The organism is Sphingomonas crocodyli, assembly GCF_004005865.1.
In the GTDB taxonomy this organism is placed as follows: Bacteria; Pseudomonadota; Alphaproteobacteria; order Sphingomonadales; family Sphingomonadaceae; genus Rhizorhabdus; species Rhizorhabdus crocodyli.
In genome coordinates this window covers 249,786-267,954 of sequence record NZ_SACN01000003.1, presented here as the reverse complement: position 1 = coordinate 267,954, position 18,169 = coordinate 249,786, and the positions used below count along the sequence as shown (strand labels likewise).

General features: G+C 64.4%; 21 protein-coding genes. 9 read left to right on the top strand and 12 right to left on the bottom strand.

Annotated elements, in window-relative coordinates:
- Positions 1-345: 345 nt before the first annotated feature.
- Entirely contained in the window at positions 346-1,488 is a 1,143-nt protein-coding gene (locus tag EOD43_RS18855; protein WP_240653357.1) for a site-specific integrase, read from the bottom strand.
- Positions 1,489-1,586: 98 nt separating this feature from the next.
- Between EOD43_RS18855 and EOD43_RS18850 the strand changes: the two genes are divergently transcribed.
- The 4 genes from EOD43_RS18850 (at position 1,587) to EOD43_RS18835 (ending at position 4,409) form a co-directional block, all read left to right on the top strand.
- A complete protein-coding gene (locus EOD43_RS18850) occupies positions 1,587-2,642 on the top strand; it encodes a hypothetical protein (protein ID WP_127745579.1) in 1,056 nt (351 codons plus the stop codon).
- A 384-nt stretch (positions 2,643-3,026) separates the two neighbouring features.
- Positions 3,027-3,704, top strand: a complete 678-nt coding sequence (locus tag EOD43_RS18845; RefSeq protein WP_127745578.1) for a ParA family protein — start codon at positions 3,027-3,029, stop codon at positions 3,702-3,704.
- Entirely contained in the window at positions 3,701-4,036 is a 336-nt protein-coding gene (locus EOD43_RS18840) for a stability/partitioning determinant (RefSeq protein ID WP_127745577.1), read from the top strand. Before EOD43_RS18845 ends, EOD43_RS18840 begins: the two co-directional genes overlap by 4 nt.
- A 19-nt stretch (positions 4,037-4,055) precedes the next feature.
- Positions 4,056-4,409, top strand: a complete 354-nt coding sequence (locus tag EOD43_RS18835) for a hypothetical protein (RefSeq protein WP_127745576.1) — start codon at positions 4,056-4,058, stop codon at positions 4,407-4,409.
- 16 nt (positions 4,410-4,425) lie between these two features.
- Here EOD43_RS18835 and EOD43_RS18830 read toward each other — a convergent pair whose 3' ends face one another.
- Both EOD43_RS18830 and EOD43_RS18825 read right to left on the bottom strand, forming a co-directional pair.
- A complete protein-coding gene (locus EOD43_RS18830) occupies positions 4,426-4,812 on the bottom strand; it encodes a DUF3768 domain-containing protein (RefSeq protein ID WP_240653355.1) in 387 nt (128 codons plus the stop codon).
- Between the two features lie 92 nt (positions 4,813-4,904).
- On the bottom strand, positions 4,905-5,300 hold the full coding sequence (locus EOD43_RS18825; protein ID WP_127745575.1) for a single-stranded DNA-binding protein: 396 nt from the start codon (positions 5,298-5,300) through the stop codon (positions 4,905-4,907).
- Between the two features lie 489 nt (positions 5,301-5,789).
- Here EOD43_RS18825 and EOD43_RS18820 point away from each other — a divergent pair, with 489 nt between their 5' ends.
- Positions 5,790-6,371 (top strand): mobile mystery protein B, encoded by a 582-nt coding sequence (locus EOD43_RS18820; protein ID WP_127745574.1) that lies wholly within the window; start codon positions 5,790-5,792, stop codon positions 6,369-6,371.
- Between the two features lie 171 nt (positions 6,372-6,542).
- On the opposite strand, the gene EOD43_RS18815 is transcribed toward EOD43_RS18820, so the two are convergent.
- Positions 6,543-6,836, bottom strand: coding sequence for a hypothetical protein (locus EOD43_RS18815; protein ID WP_127745573.1), 294 nt, complete (start codon positions 6,834-6,836; stop codon positions 6,543-6,545).
- Between the two features lie 107 nt (positions 6,837-6,943).
- On the bottom strand, positions 6,944-7,108 hold the full coding sequence (locus tag EOD43_RS23770) for a hypothetical protein (RefSeq protein ID WP_164857345.1): 165 nt from the start codon (positions 7,106-7,108) through the stop codon (positions 6,944-6,946).
- A 454-nt stretch (positions 7,109-7,562) separates the two neighbouring features.
- On the opposite strand from EOD43_RS23770, the gene EOD43_RS18810 reads away from it, so the two are divergent.
- The 4 genes from EOD43_RS18810 (at position 7,563) to EOD43_RS18795 (ending at position 10,494) form a co-directional block, all read left to right on the top strand.
- Positions 7,563-7,952: an MbcA/ParS/Xre antitoxin family protein gene (locus tag EOD43_RS18810; RefSeq protein WP_127745572.1), complete on the top strand. Its 390-nt coding sequence runs from the start codon at positions 7,563-7,565 to the stop codon at positions 7,950-7,952.
- Positions 7,952-8,632 carry an RES family NAD+ phosphorylase gene (locus EOD43_RS18805; protein ID WP_127745571.1) on the top strand — a complete coding sequence of 227 codons (681 nt, stop codon included), beginning with the start codon at positions 7,952-7,954 and terminating at the stop codon, positions 8,630-8,632. Before EOD43_RS18810 ends, EOD43_RS18805 begins: the two co-directional genes overlap by 1 nt.
- Before the next feature lie 280 nt (positions 8,633-8,912).
- Positions 8,913-9,161 (top strand): helix-turn-helix domain-containing protein, encoded by a 249-nt coding sequence (locus tag EOD43_RS18800; RefSeq protein WP_127745570.1) that lies wholly within the window; start codon positions 8,913-8,915, stop codon positions 9,159-9,161.
- A 1-nt stretch (position 9,162) separates the two neighbouring features.
- Positions 9,163-10,494, top strand: coding sequence for a type II toxin-antitoxin system HipA family toxin (locus EOD43_RS18795; protein WP_127745569.1), 1,332 nt, complete (start codon positions 9,163-9,165; stop codon positions 10,492-10,494).
- Positions 10,495-10,667: 173 nt separating this feature from the next.
- Here EOD43_RS18795 and EOD43_RS18790 read toward each other — a convergent pair whose 3' ends face one another.
- The 7 genes from EOD43_RS18790 to EOD43_RS18760 all read right to left on the bottom strand — a co-directional run bounded on the left by EOD43_RS18790 (position 10,668) and on the right by EOD43_RS18760 (position 17,836).
- A complete protein-coding gene (locus tag EOD43_RS18790; RefSeq protein ID WP_127745568.1) occupies positions 10,668-11,345 on the bottom strand; it encodes a thermonuclease family protein in 678 nt (225 codons plus the stop codon).
- Positions 11,346-11,624: 279 nt separating this feature from the next.
- A complete protein-coding gene (locus tag EOD43_RS18785) occupies positions 11,625-12,560 on the bottom strand; it encodes a DUF2493 domain-containing protein (protein ID WP_127745567.1) in 936 nt (311 codons plus the stop codon).
- A 243-nt stretch (positions 12,561-12,803) separates the two neighbouring features.
- Positions 12,804-13,256 (bottom strand): hypothetical protein, encoded by a 453-nt coding sequence (locus tag EOD43_RS18780; RefSeq protein ID WP_127745566.1) that lies wholly within the window; start codon positions 13,254-13,256, stop codon positions 12,804-12,806.
- Between the two features lie 259 nt (positions 13,257-13,515).
- Positions 13,516-14,484, bottom strand: coding sequence for a M28 family peptidase (locus EOD43_RS18775; protein WP_164857343.1), 969 nt, complete (start codon positions 14,482-14,484; stop codon positions 13,516-13,518).
- 4 nt (positions 14,485-14,488) lie between these two features.
- Positions 14,489-15,997, bottom strand: coding sequence for a hypothetical protein (locus EOD43_RS18770; RefSeq protein ID WP_127745564.1), 1,509 nt, complete (start codon positions 15,995-15,997; stop codon positions 14,489-14,491).
- Positions 15,998-16,566: 569 nt separating this feature from the next.
- Positions 16,567-16,848, bottom strand: coding sequence for a hypothetical protein (locus tag EOD43_RS18765; RefSeq protein WP_127745563.1), 282 nt, complete (start codon positions 16,846-16,848; stop codon positions 16,567-16,569).
- Positions 16,849-16,921: 73 nt separating this feature from the next.
- A complete protein-coding gene (locus EOD43_RS18760) occupies positions 16,922-17,836 on the bottom strand; it encodes a DUF7146 domain-containing protein (RefSeq protein WP_240653353.1) in 915 nt (304 codons plus the stop codon).
- Between the last annotated feature and the right edge of the window lie 333 nt (positions 17,837-18,169).

Below are 18,169 nucleotides of genomic sequence, written 5' to 3'. Positions count from 1 at the left end.
GCACGCCAAAGGAAAGGACAAAAACGATCACGTGGCAGTGGCGGAGATCGGTACGGTTGGCGGCTCGTGCTGCCGGGGCCCGACGATTGCGACGGTTCGCAAAACGACATCGCATCGAGCGACGCGATCCTTTCCGGGCCCGCAAATATTCTCCAACCTGTGCGAGAAACGGCTGAGCGCATCCGATCCATCGCCCACGTGCTGTATATCGAGAGACGGTGCCTTGCCGACCGGTAACCGCTCCGGCGGAGCGCGCGTGGCCATAGAAATCAGGAAACCGGATCGCCAGTTCGCTCACAAACGCTAGCATAACGATAGCATATGATATCATCATGCTATCACTATTTACCCGGCTCCCGTCATTCGAGCGGCCATTCGCGCAGCCGCACCACTCTTGGCCGCCAGCCGCGCTCCGTATCGCATGACAGTGCGCGGGTCGCGCCAGCGATAAGCCTGCATGATGGCGGTCATCGCCTCACCCGCCGCGACATTGTCTTGTGCAACCCCAACGCGGATCGAATGGCTCGAGACGGCCGCCACGAGCCGGTCGCGTTCGGCCTCACCGATAGGGCCCAACAGGCCTTTTTCCCACGCCGCCACTGTGAGACGTTTGTAGATGAATGAGATACTGTTGGGATGCAGCGCCTCGCGACCAATTGTGCGCACCGATCCATCGAAATGCGTTTCAACTCTGCGAAATAGCGCACCTGCATCGATATGGCCGGCGTCTCGCCAGCGGAGGATCGCGCGCATCGTCACCGGCGAAAGATAGGCAAAGGCCCCCTCCCCCACCTGGTCGGTCTTGCTGCGACCGAGCTCCACCGTTCCCGCCCCGGACACATCAGGCCCCTCGATGTCTGCCACATCGATTCCGACCAGCTCCGAGCGACGAAAGCCGGTGTCATAAGCGACGAGCAGCAGTGCGCGATCACGATCGCCCATAAGGTCGCGCCGGCAGGCCTTGAGGAGATGAGTGATGCACAGCCCGGCAGCCGGCGCATCGAGCTCTGCCACGTCGCCCTTGAAACGTAGCGCCCTCGCCTGGCGCTGACGCGTGCCCAGCACGCGTCGCGCCGCTTTCAGCTCAAGCGAGACCAACGGCCCGTTGGTCGGATCGGCAATCCCCACCATCCGATAGGCCCATCCAATGTTGACGAGATAGCGCGCGATCGTCGCGGCCGCCCGGACCTCGATCCCGGCTACGACATCCACCCCGGCCAGCGCGCGAATGAAGGCCGCTGTCGTCTCCGGCGTCGCTTCGCTGAGCTGCAAGGCCGAACGGCGACACCAGTCATCCCAGATGACAAGATCCGAGAGGAACGCCCGGATTGTATTGGGCGCCCAGGCGCGCACCGCAACGCGGATCAGATCGCGATCGACAAGAACGTCACCGGCCGCGCGAACCGTGACGGCGTCGACGACGTCGTCGAGCGTGCGAATTGCTTTTGCCGCCCGGTTATGGACGGAGACCATGCTGACACGCGCCATGCGCTAGCGATAACAGGAAAACCAACTGTTGATAATCCTCCATTATCAACAGCGCGCATCATATCAACATGGATTTTTCGGCATTCTATAGGATATGATTGGTACTGATGAAACCCAGTCCCACCTTCTTTCCGACCTCTCTAGGCTATGGCGACATTGCGCGGATCGAGAAGATCGCCGCTGCGATCGGTGTGCTGAATGGTGCGGTTTTCCGGGGTTTTGGGCACGAAAGCTGGTACATGCGAGCGTGCTGGATGGGCTATGCGCGCGCGCTTCAACTCCAGGCCATCGAACTCGACGAGATTGACGTCATTTCATGGGGCTGCGCGGTCCCCATCCCCGGCCGCGCCCGTCATGATACGCTGGTGGATCCGTTCGGCGCATTTCGAGAATGGCAGGTGTCGCTGGGCCTGGCCGGCGGCCGCCATTGGCGCGAAGACCTGCCCTTCTCCCCTACCCTGCCGCCGGCATTCTCCGAAGCGCCGATCGTACTGCGGGCGATCGCGATCGTCTGCCAATATGCCGCCGCGCGCCCGCACATCCAGGCCTGGCTTTCCCTGCCGATCTTGCTGCACCGTATGGGGATAACCGCCGCCCCCCTCCCCTGCCTTGTCGCCGGCGACAAGGGCGCGCGCTTCGGAACCCGCGACCCGGACGCGGTCGTGTCACGGGTGTTGCGCGATCTTGCCCATAGCGCCACCGACGCTGTTGCGATGTTGGCGCAGATCGAGGCCGATCGGCGGCGATGGATCGAGGTGCTCGCAGCCGAGCGCAAGCCGGGCGCGCTGCGTGACCTCGCCGCGCTGACGATGCGGCAACCCTTATTCCGCCCCGAGCCGCTCGCAAGACAATTGGGCCTCAGCCTGTCCGGAGCGGGCAAGCTGCTGGAGCGCGCGGCGGCACTGGGGTTTGTCACGGAGATTAGTGGTCGGGGTTCGTGGCGTGTCTATATGATTCCCGACATGGCCCGGCGGCTCGGGCTGGCGCCGATGCTGAGAGGCCGTCCGGCCAAACCCCCTCCCCTGCCGAAGCGCGATCCACTGGGTGCTCAACTCGCCGCATTCGACGCGGAGATGGCCGCTCTGGCCGCTCGCTTCCCACACCTCAAGCTTGGCGAAGCGTCCGATGGTGAACCAGGCGGCTCGGCGACATAGTGTGGCCTTCGATTTGCGCAGCCAATGATAGCATGAAGCTATCATGATGATAGCACCTGCATGGCACGTCGTAACTATCTGGAAAGTCGTTATTTTTGTGTGCAGGCAGCTCGTGGCAGGGTGGCGCCTTTACGTCGCGAAGATGTCGAAGCTAGCATCTGCTAGCCTATCATGACGCTATCATATGCTATCCTATGCTAGGCCATCCTATGGCTAGCGCATTGTTATCATATCGACAGCCGTCTGCTATGCGCTCGCTACCATGATGCTATCCTTAGCTATCGACATGCTAGCGCGTTCCTATTGCGTCGCCCGCACAAGGATAGTAATCCGCTAGCGCATTCATGACACTATCCTGTCGAAGGCCTATCGAAAGGAACGCCTATGCCTGTCGTCGCGCTAGCATCGAGCAAGGGAGGCTGCGGCAAGTCGACGACCGCGCTGATCCTTGCCAGCGCCTTCACCGCGGATGGCTACACCGTGAATATCATCGACGCCGACCGGTCGGGACGTCTGATGAAGTGGGGCAGCCATGGCGGGCTACCCGACACACTGTCCGTCGAGAGCGCTGATGAAAAGACGCTGCGCGGTGCGATCGAGGCCAGCGCCCGCAAGGCCGACGTCACCATCATCGACGTCGAGGGGAGCGCCAACATGGGGACGGCGCTGGCGATCGGCTATGCCGATGTCGTAATCGTTCCGGCAAACCCCAGCGCTCCCGACGTCGAGGATGCGGTCGCCACGGTGGCGCTGATCCGAGACACCGCAGGAATGGCCAAGCGCCATATCCCGCACGCCCTGTTATGGTCGCGCGTACCGCCTGCGATCCGCTCGCGCGAGATCGCCGCGCTGGCCAACCAAGTTCTCGAGGGCGGGATTCCCGTGGTGGGGCAAGTGATCGAACGCACGGCCTATAAGAGCCTGTTCAGCTATGCGACCACCCTCGACCGGCTGCCAGCGGGTGAAGTGCCCAGCCTCGACAAGGCAAAGGCCGAAGCCACCGAGGTCGCCGAAGCGATCATTGCCCTGATCGGGAGCCAGAACGCCGAGGTGGCGGCATGAGCGAGGCCCCGCAGCGCCGCCGCCTGCTCGCCGGGCTCACCGATGCCCCCAAGGCGGTGCCCGCCGCGCTTCCCGAAGAGCGCATCGCCGAGGCGGCGGTCCGGCATGGCTTTTCCGCCCCGCCATCGATCGAGGCACCGCCGGCTGAGGCGCTGCCGGCGACGATCACCTTGCGTCGAAACCGTCACTCGGCCGGTCGCACCGAACAGTTCAATGTCCGCCTGCGTCCCGATACGCTCGAGATGATCTACGGCGAGGCCAATGATCGCAACATCCCCCTCGCACAGGTTCTCGAGGAGGCCATGGCCGCTTTGAAGGCTGGTCGGGGCTGAGGCGGGCAGGGGGGTGTCGGTGAGCGAGCAGGCGGCCTGGGATGGCGCGCATGTGCGCGCCTGGCTCGAGCGCCAGTCCGTCAAAGCGCGGCGCGACCAGGATGTCGCGACGCGCCATGGCCGTGACCGCGAAGACGAGTTCGACCAGGCCCTCGCCCGCGAATATGTCTGCCGCCGCAGCTGCAACGATGCTGCCACGCACGCACAGGATGGCTTCCTTGCCCATCTCAAGGGGCTGCTCGCGCAGGGCGAGCACCACATCACCGGTGCGCATGATGACAGGCGGATCCAGCGCCAGGTGCGCGCCTGCCTGCAGAGCCTCGTCAAAAAGGCCAAGACCAACAGCGGGTTCGACAGCTTCGCGCGCTTCTAGGCGACAGGCGCGCCGTTCAATAATCACGCACCCGCATGATTGTGAGGATCCGGCAGGTCACGTCGGGATTGGTCGCGTCGGGCGAGGCACCCCCGCATGCGCGGTCATAATAATCGATCTTCCAGTACAAGGCTTCGCCGAACAGCTCGAAGCGGCCGAAGTCGTGCTCGCCATAGGGATCATTATCCGCAGTGAAGCGATCAAAGTCGCGCACGGCTTCGAAAAGTCGCCGCAATCGGTCAACCCCGGCCGGGGTCGAACGATCGCCAAGCAGCTGAGCGACCGCATCGGTCATCACGACGCGGTTGTGACCGGGGCGGGTGATCATATGCCGCATCGCATCGTTGAGACGTGCGAGACGCGCGGGAACCGCATCACTGGATGGTGGGGGAGGGGAGGGCATGTTGAAATCCTTGCGAGGATGCAGCGCCCTCGAGGTGTCGGGCCTGCAGACTGTCTGACAGCCCGGCGGCGCGGGCCGCCGGGCCGCGAGGGTCAGTAAGGGATATCGTCCTCGGTCGCGCCGGCGCGGCCGGTCCCCTTGCCCTTGGAAAGGAAGGTGACATCGTCGGCGAGGATTTCGACGCCGTACCGCTTGATCTCATCCTTGTCGGTCCACTGGGTGTAGTGGAGGCGGCCCTGGACCATCACCTTCTGCCCCTTGGCGACATAGTCCGCGACGGTCTTTGCGACGCCGTTGAAGCAGGTAATCCGGTGCCATTCGGTGTCCTCGACGGTCCGGCCGTCGTCGTCCTTGAGGATCTTGCCTTCGCTGTCGCGCTTGGGCCGCGAGGTCGCGAGGGTGAAGCTGGTAATATTAGCGCCACTGCCGGTGGTGCGGGTTTCGGGCTCGGCACCGACATTGCCGGCGAGGATGACGAGATTTTTCATGGCTACTTCCTTCGAGTTCGGTCGGAAGGGCCTTTCCCTTCGACGGACCCCTATCAAAGGCGGCGGCGGCGCGCCTCCACCGCAGGCGCAGCCGGAGGGGAACCTCGCCCGAAGGAGTGGTGCGGGCAGCCGGCCTCGAGGGACGGCAACTCGGTCCTGACAGGGCGCGGGTTGGCGGCAGCGCCGACGTCGCCTTAGGGCTTTCCGTCACAAGGAAGGGAAGGGGCTTTCGGCATCGAAGGATGTGCCCGTGGATCGGGCATCCCACTCCCGTCGGTTCCGATACCGACCCACCGCTGACCCGACAAGACTACCCGCGCAGCTCGCGATCCGCCGTTTCCACGCTGCGGGGCAACGACACCGCCTGAGACGCCGCCCATCGTCCAGACCCGAAAGTGGCCCTGATGTCGTCGACGCGGCGCCCCATCGGCCGCATCAGCCAAGGGGGCCGTGTCGGCATGTCCGGGCCGCCCGCTCGAGGTCCTCGGCATGTGGTCAGCGATGATCTGCTCGCGGTCGAGCCTCAGCTCCTCGACGCACTTGCCCGATCAGGAAGGCGCCGTCCGTGCATGCCGGTCTGTCATCGTCCCAGAACCGCAGATCGGCATAGAGGATGCCGCCCGGTGGACGTTCGCGCGCAGGCGTGACGTCCTTAACGAGCGCTTCCTGCGCGGTCTCCACCGCCGGATGTTCGGCGATGTCTGGCGCTGGGCCGGCGACTTCAGCACGACAGCGCGCAACATCGGGATCGATGCCTATAGCATCGGCATCGAGCTGCGGCAGCTGACCGACGATGTCCGCTTCTGGATCGACAACGGCTCCTACCCGGCCGAAGAGATAGCGGTGCGCTTTCACCACCGGATCGTCGCGATCCATCCCTTCCCAAACGGCAATGGCCGCTTGTCGCGCCTGGCGGCCGACTTGCTGGCCGTCCAGCTTGGCCTCGACCGCTTCAGCTGGGGCAGCGCCAACCTTATCGAGGCGCGGGCAACGCGCAAAATCCATGTCGAGGCGCTGCGCGCGGCCGATCGCCACGACATGGCGCCGTTGCTCACCTTCGTTAGATCCTGAGGGCAGGGCAGGGTAGGCGGCACGCCGGCGGCGAGGAACCGGCCGGCACCATAGATGCGCCAACCCGCCCACCGCGACAGGGCTCGTCGCCCGCCGGCCCAAAGCGCCGTCGGCGGTTCGGGGCACGCGCCTTACACGGTCCGGCGCCGCCGGAGCCTCCCGATCACCCCATCATGGGCATTTGGCGAACTGGCCCTTCTTCGGACCGGTCGAATAACGGCACTTGCCGTCCGCACCCTTGGCGACCTTGGCCATCGAGCTAGTCTGAGTGACCTGTGCGCATTTGATGAACTGCCCCTTGTCATTGCGGCAAGCGGCTTTCTGTGTCGTCGACGTCGCGCTGGTAACCAGACCGTTGCTGGTCGTCACCTTCGAGGTCGTCTTGGTCGCAGCGGCGCTCTGCGCCAGCGCCGGCGCACCCGCCAGCAGGGTCAGGATGGCGGCAGCGCGGATCAGGGTCTTCATGGCATCTCTCCTGCGCCGACTTCGGCGCGGCACGCCAACGCGCCACAACGATCGCAGGTCCCGACGTCCCATCAAAGAAAAGGCGGGGGCAGGGCCCCCGCCGACGCTCAGGCGAATGGATCGAACTGGTTGACGACAACGTCTTCGGGGTCGACCTCGTCGGCGCAGATCACGGCAAATTGCGGCCCCACCGCGATCACGACGGTCGGGACCATCAGGGTTTTCGACAGCGACAAGGCGCTTCTGCGGGCGATCTGGATATCGGTGAACATGGGGACGGGCTCCTTTCAGGCTCGTCGGCGGGATCAGCCCCGCTCGACAGGCGCCCGACAGGCCGCGGATTGGCCGCGATCATCTTTTGGGCTCGGCCAAAAGACCGAAGCGAGAGCGTACGGACCCTTCACGGGTTGATCGTGGAAGGCCGGGACGCGGACCAAGGATCGCGCCTCCAAGAGCGGGGTGAGGCCGCCGCTGATCGGGGCAAGACGAAGCCCCCGCCGACGCCGGCTCGTCAGCACCGGGTCACGATGGCCACGGGAACGACTTGCCCCCGCCCGGGATCCTCCGACGTCCCCGCACCGGCTATATGTCAATCACGCAACGACCATCGGAGGTGCAGGACATGGCCTTGGGCAAGAAGGCGGCCTCGCATTCCAGCTCCATCTCAGGTTGCATCAGAAATGCACATATCTTGACGAATGTCTCGATTATGAACATAAAGGCTGCATGAGCACGCAGCCACATCCTGCCGCGCCGCCGACCCGCAAGGATTTGACCGGCCCCGCGTTGCGGACCTTCTTCCGGATTGCCGACGTCTGGAAGCTGCGCGAGCAGGAGCAGATGAACCTGCTGGGTCTCGACAGTCGATCGACGTTCCAGGCTTGGAAGCGCGGCGCGGTCGCAGCGATCCCGAAGGACGCGCTCGAGCGGATTTCCTATGTGCTTGGCATTTATAAGGGTCTCCAGATCCTCTTGCCGCGCAGCGCAGACGAGTGGATTCACAAGCCCAACCAGAGTCCGGTCTTCGGCGGGCGCTCGGCGCTCGAACGGATGACGTCGGGCAATGTCGCCGACCTCTATGTCGTGCGCCAGTATATCGACGCGCAGCGCAGCTGATGACCCCGCCCGTCGCCGAGATCCGGTGGCAGCCCTGTTACCGGATCATTCCGAGCCGTTTTCCGCCGATCGGACTGTTCGAAGCGGTCGCCGACCCCGACGATCTCGACGCCGTTTACGCAATCGAGGCGATGACCAATGATCGCCTGCGCGAAGAGGTGGGAGAACTGCAGCTCGTACCACCCGAAGAGCGGGTCTCGGGTCCCGGAAGTTCGCCTATCATGGCCGCCTTCACCCACCGCAATCCCGAGGGCGATCGCTTCAGCGACGGCAGCGTCGGTGTTTTCTACGCCGGCCTTACCCTCGACACGGCCATCGCCGAGACGCGCTACCACCGCGCGCGGTTCCTCAGCCTGACCGCCGAGCCGGCGCAGGAGATCGACATGCGCGTCTACGCGGTCGATCTGGCCGCCGACCTCCATGACATCCGCGCCCTGCGCGACAGCCACCCCGAACTTTATCATCGCGAAAGCTACGGGGCGTCGCAGGCCCTGGCCAACGCACTGCGCCGCGAAGGCGCTGACGGGATCGTCTATACGAGCGTCCGGCACGATAGCGGCGAATGCGCCGCAGTGTTCCGGCCGAGCCGGCTCTCCAATTGCCGGCAGGAACGCCATCTGTGCTATGTGTGGACCGGCCGCGAGATCGGCACGATCTACGAAAAGCGCGATCTTAGCTAGCGCATCGCCGGGCGAACAGATCCAGCGCGTTCTACCTTGGGATTGATCGTGATCGCTTTTTAGGTCGCGCGGGCCCGGCACAGGAATGAAGCGTGGATTTTCGCTCGGTCCATCACGCTCGAGGCCTGTTGTCCGTAAGCGCAATTCAAGAGAAGGAGGCTCATACCCCGCAGGGCATAATTCGAGAATATACCCTGAGAGCCATAAGGTCGATATCCCCCGAAGGGTATATTGCTAAATTATACCCTTCGGGGTATTGGTCGAGTTGAAAGGACGACCAATGGCGCAGATGGCCCGCTCTCCCCGACAGCTCGGTACCCTCATCCAGAACGCCAGACTGAACCGTGACCTTACCCAACAGGCGCTCGCGTCAATGGTGGGAACGGGCCAGAAAACAGTCTCGCGCATAGAAGCAGGGCATCCCGGAACGAAGCTCGACACATTGTTCGGGATCCTGGCGGCGCTTGACCTCGACCTGCAGCTCGGACCTCGCAACAAGGGCGAACCCGACTTGACCGAAATTTTCTGAGATGGTGCGCCGCAGGACCCATATTCCGCTCAACGTCCTGATAAACGGACGACTGGTCGGCCGCCTCGAGAAGGAGCCAAGCGGCGCCGTCTCTTTCCAGTATGACCAGAGCTGGCTCGACTGGCCGCACGCCTTTGCAGCCTCTCTGTCATTGCCGTTGCGCACGGCCGTCTATCGTGGGGCACTGGTCAATGCGGTGTTCGACAATCTCCTGCCCGACAATGCCAATATTCGCCGGCGGGTGGCCGAGCGTACCGGCGCCGAAGGCGCCGATCCCTATAGCCTGCTCGCCCGTATCGGCCGTGATTGCGTGGGCGCGATGCAGTTCCTGCCCGACGGCACCGACGGGGGCGCCGACGGCACGATCGTCGCCGAGCCGCTCAGCGACGCGAACATCGAAGCAATCCTCGCCGATCTAGCGATCGCGCCGCTCGGGATCGACGCCGATCAGGATTTCCGCATTTCGATCGCGGGCGCGCAGGAAAAGACCGCACTGCTTCGCCACGAAGGACAATGGTTGCGTCCGCTCGCGACAACGCCAACCACACATATCCTCAAACCCCAGCTCGGACAGATCCCGACATCAACCGGCATGGTCGACATGACCGCGAGCGTCGACAATGAGCATTATTGCCTGGCGTTGCTCAGGGCGTTCGGTCTGCCTGTCGCCAACACCGAAATCGCCACCTTCGGCAAGCGCCGAGTCCTTGTCGTCGAACGCTTCGACCGGCAATGGCGGCCCGATGGCCGGCTCCTGCGCGTGCCACAGGAGGATTGCTGCCAGGCGCTCGGGATCGCATCATCGCAGAAATATCAGAGTGAGGGCGGCCCGGGTGCCACTGACATCCTCAATCTGCTCGGATCGAGCGACGATCCGGCCGCTGACCAGGCCGCGTTCTTCGCCAGTCAGATCATCTTCTGGTTGATCGGCGCGACCGACGGCCATGCCAAGAATTTCAGCCTGTTCCTGCGTCCGGGCGGTGGCTTCCGCCTCGCTCCGTTCTACGACGTGCTAACGGCGCAAATGGCAGCCGATCGGGATCAGTTGACCCGTAAAAACTTCCGTCTGGCGATGGCCGCGGGCGACAGTCGACATTATCGTCTCGATGAGGTGATGGGGCGCCACTTCGTCCAGACCGCACGCAAGACCCGGATGGGCCCGACCCCGATTGGCAAGGTCGTTATCGACATTCGCGCGAAAGCGGACATCGCTTCCGACATCGCGCTCAAAGCCATGCCCGCCGACTTTGCCGAGGAGGTCCATGCGAGCGTCAGCGCCGCCATTAGACGGCGGCTTGACCGTCTCGATACCGCGCTCGCCGAACTCGAATGAGCGCGTGCCGCTGATACGATCGTGCCGAGACGTCATTGCCCTGTGACGCAAGCCGCCGCCGGGAAGGGAGGAACCGGCGGGCCTGCGAACGTAATAGACGCGAGCGGGGGGATATGCGGCTTCGCAGGACGAACAGGCTCGCAGCCAGGTCGTTCTGACGCGATAACAGGAAGTTAACGGACCGCTGGACGCCAGCCCGCCGCCTGTGCCTCGCCCAGCGAGCAGAACCAGCGTTCGCCGCGCACCGGATCGATTTTGACGGCGGCATAATCGCGCTGCCCCGGCACATGGACGATCCGCTTGCCTGCAGCGCCGATATTGCCCTTGAAGGGACACGCGCCGGCTCGTGTTCCAACCGCCATGCGCTGGCGCTGCTGCTGGCGCCATTTGGATGGCGCCAGCATCGTGCCTGCCCAGATGTTACGGCGAGCCGCCCGCGCTGTCCGCTCGAGGGCGGCATGGGCGCCACCGGAGTAGCGCGGATAGTCGAGTGCCCAACCCTGGAGGACGAGCCAGCCCCCGATATCGTGGCCACCGACCGTGCAGGACGCGACCATCCGACCATAGTCGTCGCGACCGTGCGAGCGGCAGGCAACGGGCCGCCTGGCGATCAGGCCAGCTAACGCCGTTCGAGCCTTCGCTCCACAAGGCCAGTTCGTGTGGCTGATCGTCTGGCAGATCTGCGCTCTTTCGGGTGCATCGATGCCCCAGAGGCGAATGCGCAGTCGACCGAGCACGAGGGTATCGCCATCGACCGCCCGCGCAATTCCTTGAGTCTCGACCGCTCGGACGGGCAGCGGGATCGCAAGGAGGGAAAGAGCGACAAGAGCCAGGAAACCGCAACGCGCCATGATGATGGCATCGGGTGTGTCACCGCCGAAGGCAAGGCCGAACGGACTGTACGGGCAGCAATGCGATTCCTGAAGCAGGATCTCACGCCGCAGCGACGAGGCTGCCGGGCAAGACGTCCGACCCTAGGCTGCGCCCGGATGGCATCGGCGAACGCCTGTCGGTCGAACAAAGCGGGGCGGGGGGAGGGGGCACGAAGCGGACCGTTCTCTCACCGGCGAGTTGATTCCCTCTTTCGGAGCAGGGTTTGGTCGAGCGGCAATCCGCCCGACCATCTGCGATCAGTGCGCCGCGGACGGCGGCGTGCCGAGCGGTCCCCGACGATCGACGACCGTGATCCCACGCTTCTTCGCCTCGATCACGAGACGCTCGAGCACGCCATTGCCCTGAAAAGCGATCACGTAGCGAGGATCGAGCGACAGCATCTGCTCGTTGCGCCGAAATCCCGCGCGCTCGCCCAGCTTGGCGTCAAGCCCGAAGCGCACCTGCTGAATGCCGTTCTGCTCGGCCCACGAGGCAGCAAGCCGGTCGACACCCTTCATGTCGCCGCCGTGGACCAGATACATGTCGCCAACCCGGTCCCGGACGCCATTGAGCGTGGTCAGGAGATGATCGGCGAAGCTCCTGCCGTCGGCGTCCGACGCGAAGCTGAGCCGTCCGCCTGCGAACACCACCGGGGTCCCGTGCACGATATTGGCATCGCGGATCTTGTCGCGACGCGCGCGCAGGAACGCCCGTCCGTCGACAACCGCCGAGGTGACCCCGAGCGAGATACGGTTGCCGCTCGCCGGAATCCACGATCGGCCGGTCTCGCGCAGATAATGCCGGGCGGCGGTGTCGCGCATGCGCTCGAACGCGCCTGCCGATTCCTCAATCTTCCTGGCGAGGTCGATCTTGTCCTCCAGATCGGTGGCCGCGACCTCGGAGCCGTCCTGCTCGGCGACCAGCAGGCGTATGTCGTCGGCAAGGCGGTCAACGGTCGCCTGCTTACGCTGAGCGATCCGGTGGAAGATATTGACCATGTTCCAGGCGAGATCCTCGATGTCGCGTTCGAGCGAGCTGTTGCTGAGCGTGGCGAACAGGTCGCTCCAGATCGCGCAGACGGTCTGGTCGAGCGCTTCGGACGGGGGCGGGGCCATCCCGACCAGGTCCTGTGCCCGGGGTTCGAGATGGCCGAGTTCGAGGGCGGACAGGGCCGCAGCGAGCGAGGTGGTCATGATGCCGATCCTTTGGGTACGAGACCGGCGGCCTGTCCGCCGGATGCGCACCTCCTTGGCCGACCGCATGAGCGGGCCTGACACCGAGGCCGGGCCGAGGGGAACCCGCGCCGGGCGGGGTGGGGCGGGCAGCCGCACCGCGGCAACACGGCCCGCCCGACGCGGGTTGTCGGGACCGCGCGGCCGGCCAGTGCGACATCCTCCGGCGGTCAGGCACGTCGCGTCCGGCTGATCGGCGCGTCCTCAGTCGTCGGCGGGCACGATCCTGAGAGCGGGCACCGCAAATTCGCCGGCCGCCAGATGCTCGAGCAACGCCTCGGTCGTGCCGAGCTCTCGGATCAGGCTGGCCGGGACCAGGATTTCGCTGTTCTCTTCGTTGACATCGAAAACACGCTCGCATGCGCCGTCGAAGACGAGCCGTTCGGGGTCGAAGGCGCCCGGATTACCGCCTCGCCAGCGCGCGAACGGCAGAGCGTTTGCCTTGCAGAAGGTCTCGAGCGCTTCGAACCGACCGCCATCGACGTCGTCGCGGACGAGATAGAGGGGCGTTCCTGCGTCAAGATGCGCCTGCGTGATCCGCGCGCCATCCCAGTCCGCCAACGCGCCCTCCGCCTCGATGGCGTCGAGAAAGGCGGGAAGAAGCGCTAAGCGCAACATCCCGCCGATGCGGATTGCCACGGGGGCGCGGTCAGCCATGATGGTCTCCAATAGTCTCGGACATCCATAAGATTGTCCCCTGGCTCGCGATTGCCCGACCAGTCGGCGTGCGCCTGCCGCAATGACGCTAGATTTCAGCGCGATTACGCGCAACCGAAAGCCGCGGTCAGGTCGACTGCTGGAGCGCTTTTGCCTGATGGCGAATCGTATCCCATCGCACCGGCAGGACAGCGCTGGCGCCGGCGGATGAAGAGCCACGAAGCGCGATCCACGACCGCCGGACGCAGAAGAGCTCGGGTCACGATGCCGCGAGCGGTCGATAACCCGAACTGTCGTCCATATCCTCGTCCCACGCCATCAACTGGAAGTCCTCGTAGGCCACGCCGCACTCCTCGAGCATCCGCGCGGCGAGCAAAGGATGGTCGGCGACCGCGTCGGCAAAATTGCCCAGATCGGACCGTGCGCGGTCATAATAGCCCCAGTTCTCAGCCTCCCGGATTGTCGGATCGCGCTCGATCACAAGCCGCGCCGGATCGAGCCTGAGCATCGCGGCGAGCAATTTCTCGCAGTGACGAATGTCGAGCGTTTCTGTGGGACCATGTTGTCCGCGATAGCCGACCGACAGGTTGGTGCATTCGGGAACGAGGTCCGCATATTCATTGGTATCGGTAAAGACACCGCTATCATCGGGTGCGTAACGAAAGTTGGGGTTCAGCCGGTTAAGCGCGCCGGCCAGGCTGATCGCGAAGGCGTCCGAACAGGTGCGACCATAGCTTTGATGCGTGATCACATCCTCGCGGCCGGCGCGATCGAAAGCGATGGCCGCGTCGATATCACGCAGCAGTCCGGGCGTATTGCGCCGGATCCATCGCGAGCCGAGACAGCCTCGCTCCTCGCCGCGATGAAAGACATAAAGACCCGGCCGGCCGGCTGCGATCATATTGAGCATGATCCAGAGCCCGGCACCGTCATCGGCGCCGAGCGACATACCGGGCTTGCCCTTGCACAGGCTCACTATCCCATGCGCGTCTATCTTGACGTCCTGCTGTCGGCCGCGGGCCGCAACGGTGTCGATGTGACAACTCCACAGGACACGCGGCCGCGTGCCGATCGTAACGATCCGGTTGCCGAAGCCGTCCGAGATCATGCCGGGGACAGGATCGAGATATTCGCGGCAGAAGGCGCGTTCGACGGCGCTGTCGTGGGGACGCGCCCACGACAGGATTTCGAGCAGGCCCTGGCGGCCCGCAACATCAGAATTGGCCATGCGATCATACTCCCGCATGGGGTGCGACACGGTCTGCGGGCACCAGTACGAAGGTGGGAAGACCAGCACATGCCGGGTGCCGCGCACGCGCGGGCGCGCCCGGTACTATCCGATCGGCAAGACCATCAGGCACGGAGGTCTCCGGCTTGTCATGGACGGCCTGGTCGCCGTAGCTCTGGAGCCGTCGATAGGCCTGCACATGCGCCTGAGCGAGATCGGGATCATCATCGTCGAACGGCTTGGGCAGAAAGGCCTCGGACAGCCATTCGTCATGATATTCGGTAAGATCCTCGGCGTGGAACCACGCACCGGAGGCGTCGCACTGACGGCAGCAGACCGACGCCCACCATTCGCTGCGATCCTCAAGATAGACAGCGCCGAAGCTCTCGGCGTCTTCCTCGATGACGGTGCACTCGCCAGTATCGGCGTAGACCGTGACGAAACTTTCCTCGTCGCTATAGGAGCGGCCATTATGGTCGCAATAGACGGTGTGGTTGTCGAAGCAGCTGGCGCACCAGGTCTCCGAGCCGCCGTCGGTTCGATACACCTCCTCGTACGGGCTGGCGTCACTATCGCAGCGCGGACAATACCACGCGCGATGGCCGAGCCCGTTGGTGTTCTCGGAGCAAATGCCGCCGTGGCCGATGACAAGAAAGTCGCCGTCATCGTCGAGGTCGCCGCCGGCGTCGATATAGGGCACGACGAAATCCTCGCCGTCCATGATCCGCCGGACGCGCGCGCCGTTGAGGCTCCCCTGCGCATAGCCGGCATTTTCGAGCAGGAGCCGCAGACGCGAGACGTCACCATAGATGTTGGTGTAGATTTGCCGGCCCGGCCAGACCACGCAGCGGGCCTTGGCGTCATTGCGCGCACCGATATAGGCGAGCGCGGTGTCGGGCCCGGCATAGACGCGCGTTGGATGGCACCAGCTGTCGAAGTCATCGGCACCATGCGCCATGCAGCTTGCGGGCCCTCCGACATAGACATCCTCGATCTCATCGGCATCCTGGGTGATCCTGAGGACATTCTCCTCGAGTTGCACCGAGAGCCGGGCGCACCACGTTTCGACCGCATTGTTGTCGAGATGGTCGGAAAAGAACCGATGCAGATAGCGGCCGGGCGACATCACCAGCTGGCGATCGGCCTGCCCCTTGGCGGCGTTCTCGGTGAAGGCGATCTTGCCCGCCTGCTCGGTCGAGACATGGCAGAAATGCGCGTCGTGGCGAGCCTGATACCAGTCTTCGTCGTGCCAGGGCGTCGCCGCGTAGGTGCCGTCGACAAAGCGCAATTTTTCGCGCGTCTGCCAGTCGAGATCGCCCGGTTCGGCGTCGGCCAGGCCAATACGCAGCGGGGTTGCGGGCGACCGTTCGAGCAGCTTGCGCCTGGCGGTTTCGGCCTCCTCGAACGAGGCCCACAGGCATTGCCTGTCGCAAGCCGACGCCAGCCAGGAGTCGGCCGTTATCGCCCGCCACTCGGTTGCCGAGTGCGGGTACAAGATCTGGAAATGTGCCATGGACGTGACTCCACGCGGCCGCGCGCGATGGGCGCGTGCCGTAGATTTGAAAGGGGAGGGGGCAGCGAGGCGCCGCGGCGTCAGATCGCCAAAGGTGCGGCTCGGATTACCCCTGAAGCTTCGCGACGATGGGCGATTTCACCTCGCCGGCAGATCGGTCGGTCTCAGGATGACGACCTGCGCTCCGAGGTCGGGGGCTTGCTGCTATCGGGGCGCCGGTGAGGAGTGGGGATAGTCATTGCGACCTCCTGTGGTCCGCCGGGCACCATCACCCGGCCACTCCAACCGAAGGAAACCTCTCCTCTTGTTCGCGTGTGCGCGCGATCAGAGAACGGCGAACCGGCAAGCCGGATCACGGCAACTTAACGTGTCGGGTGATGTCGATGCTTTTGGGCGGATGAGCAAAACGCGGCCGAATCCCGTTTGACGACCGTCAGGACGATGGGTGGCGACCAGCTTGCAGCGCTTACCGGAAGGGGAAGGAAGCCGTCCGTCGAAGAGTGCCGCGATCATTGGGCTCGCTCGTCAGACGAGCCAAGCGAGACTCGCGAACCCAACCATGGCTAACCTCATTCGAACTGGTTCAGATCGATTTCGGCAGTAGCGACGACGTCGCTCGCATCATTGCAGATTTCGAGCGAAACAAATTGCTGATCATTCGAGACATACGCGGTTAATCCGCGCGCCTCATGGATATACCAGTAGCTCTCGCCGACGCCGCTCTGGGGTCCGTCGACGTCTGACCATTCCGAGCGAGCCGTGTCGGTGAGATCAGCGATCGCCGCGATATGATCGAACTGTGCGCAGCCAGCTTCGAGCGTCACATGGTTGATCAAGACATTGGTGCTCATGCGAGCGCTCCTGTTTCGCCGTCGGCCGGATAGCGCGCGGCCGGCGGTATACAATGAGAAGTCGGACAGATGTCTACCCGATATTTCCGATCGCGGTCGCCGCAAGCGTCTCAGTCAGATGCCTGCGCCAGGCATCATTCCAGTCTTCGCGAGCCGATGCCAGTCTTCGAACGACCTCGCGGCCGCCCGCCTCCAGGTGGGGCAAAGCCCGCGCGTAGCAACGTGCGGCCGGGGCACCATGATCGGCGTAGACGATGATCCGTCGGACGTGTTCCGGGATCGCGACGAGGGCGAGGCGCTCGACACCCCCGAGCGCCCATGTCGGCGTTCCAAACCATGACATGGCGGAGAGTGCATCCTCGACGCCTTCGGCCAGTCCGAGTTCGTCCTCGGGTTCGGCGAGACGGATCGCCCCTTGCCCTAGCAGGCCGAGCGCGCGCTTGGCCTTGCGGATCGGTTTGTGAAGCAAATCCTCCAGGTCGAGGAACGTGCGCTGGACGGCGATAATGCCGAGCTCGCTTTCGACCGCGGCGATCATCGCGGGAAGCGCGCGGCGCGCCGCGCCGGCGCCGAGGATGGTGGCGGGATTGTAGCGCAGTTTTCCAGACCGGTCCTCCAGGCCGCGAAGCCGCAGATAGTCCTGTGCGGGGGTGCCGGCGATCGGCACGCTCTCGCGCCAGAGCTGTCGCGCAAGGCTCGTCCGGTCGGGTCCGCGCGGCAGGACCGGCATCGGGAGCGCGGCATGATCATGGAGACGCTGACGGCGAAGCTCGGCCATGACGTCTTCGGTGGAACAGCCCGCGAAGCAGTGGAACAGGATCGCGCGATCGCCGAGCCGCACCGATAACGACGGCGATCTGTCGGCATGGGCCGGGCACCGGCAGTCGCCGCGCGTTCCATGCCAGGTTCCACCCAGGGCTTCGACGATCGAGCGGGCACGGGTCGCGGCATCGGGGGATCGATCAGGCATAGGGAACTCCGTCAGCATCTACGAACAATTCGCCGTGGGTATCCTCCCCTCCAACCTTGCCGCCGGCCGCTAAGTTCGTTCTGCTCGCGAGCATCAGAGCCAGCAGGCCTTTGCCGATCCTTCCGAAGTGGAGCACCGCGATCTGCCGGGAATGTCTCACGCGGACGAGAATAGGCGGCGATATTCGCTTACGATCACGGCGAACTCGCCGAGACGGTGGCTCGCGCCACTTTCGGTCCCTGCCGGTGGCTTTTGCCAGATATTCGGCTGTTCACCAAAGTCCTCGCCGAGGGACCAACGCCATCGAGACGAAGAGCGGCGACACCGCCCGCCTTATCGCGCTATCCTAGC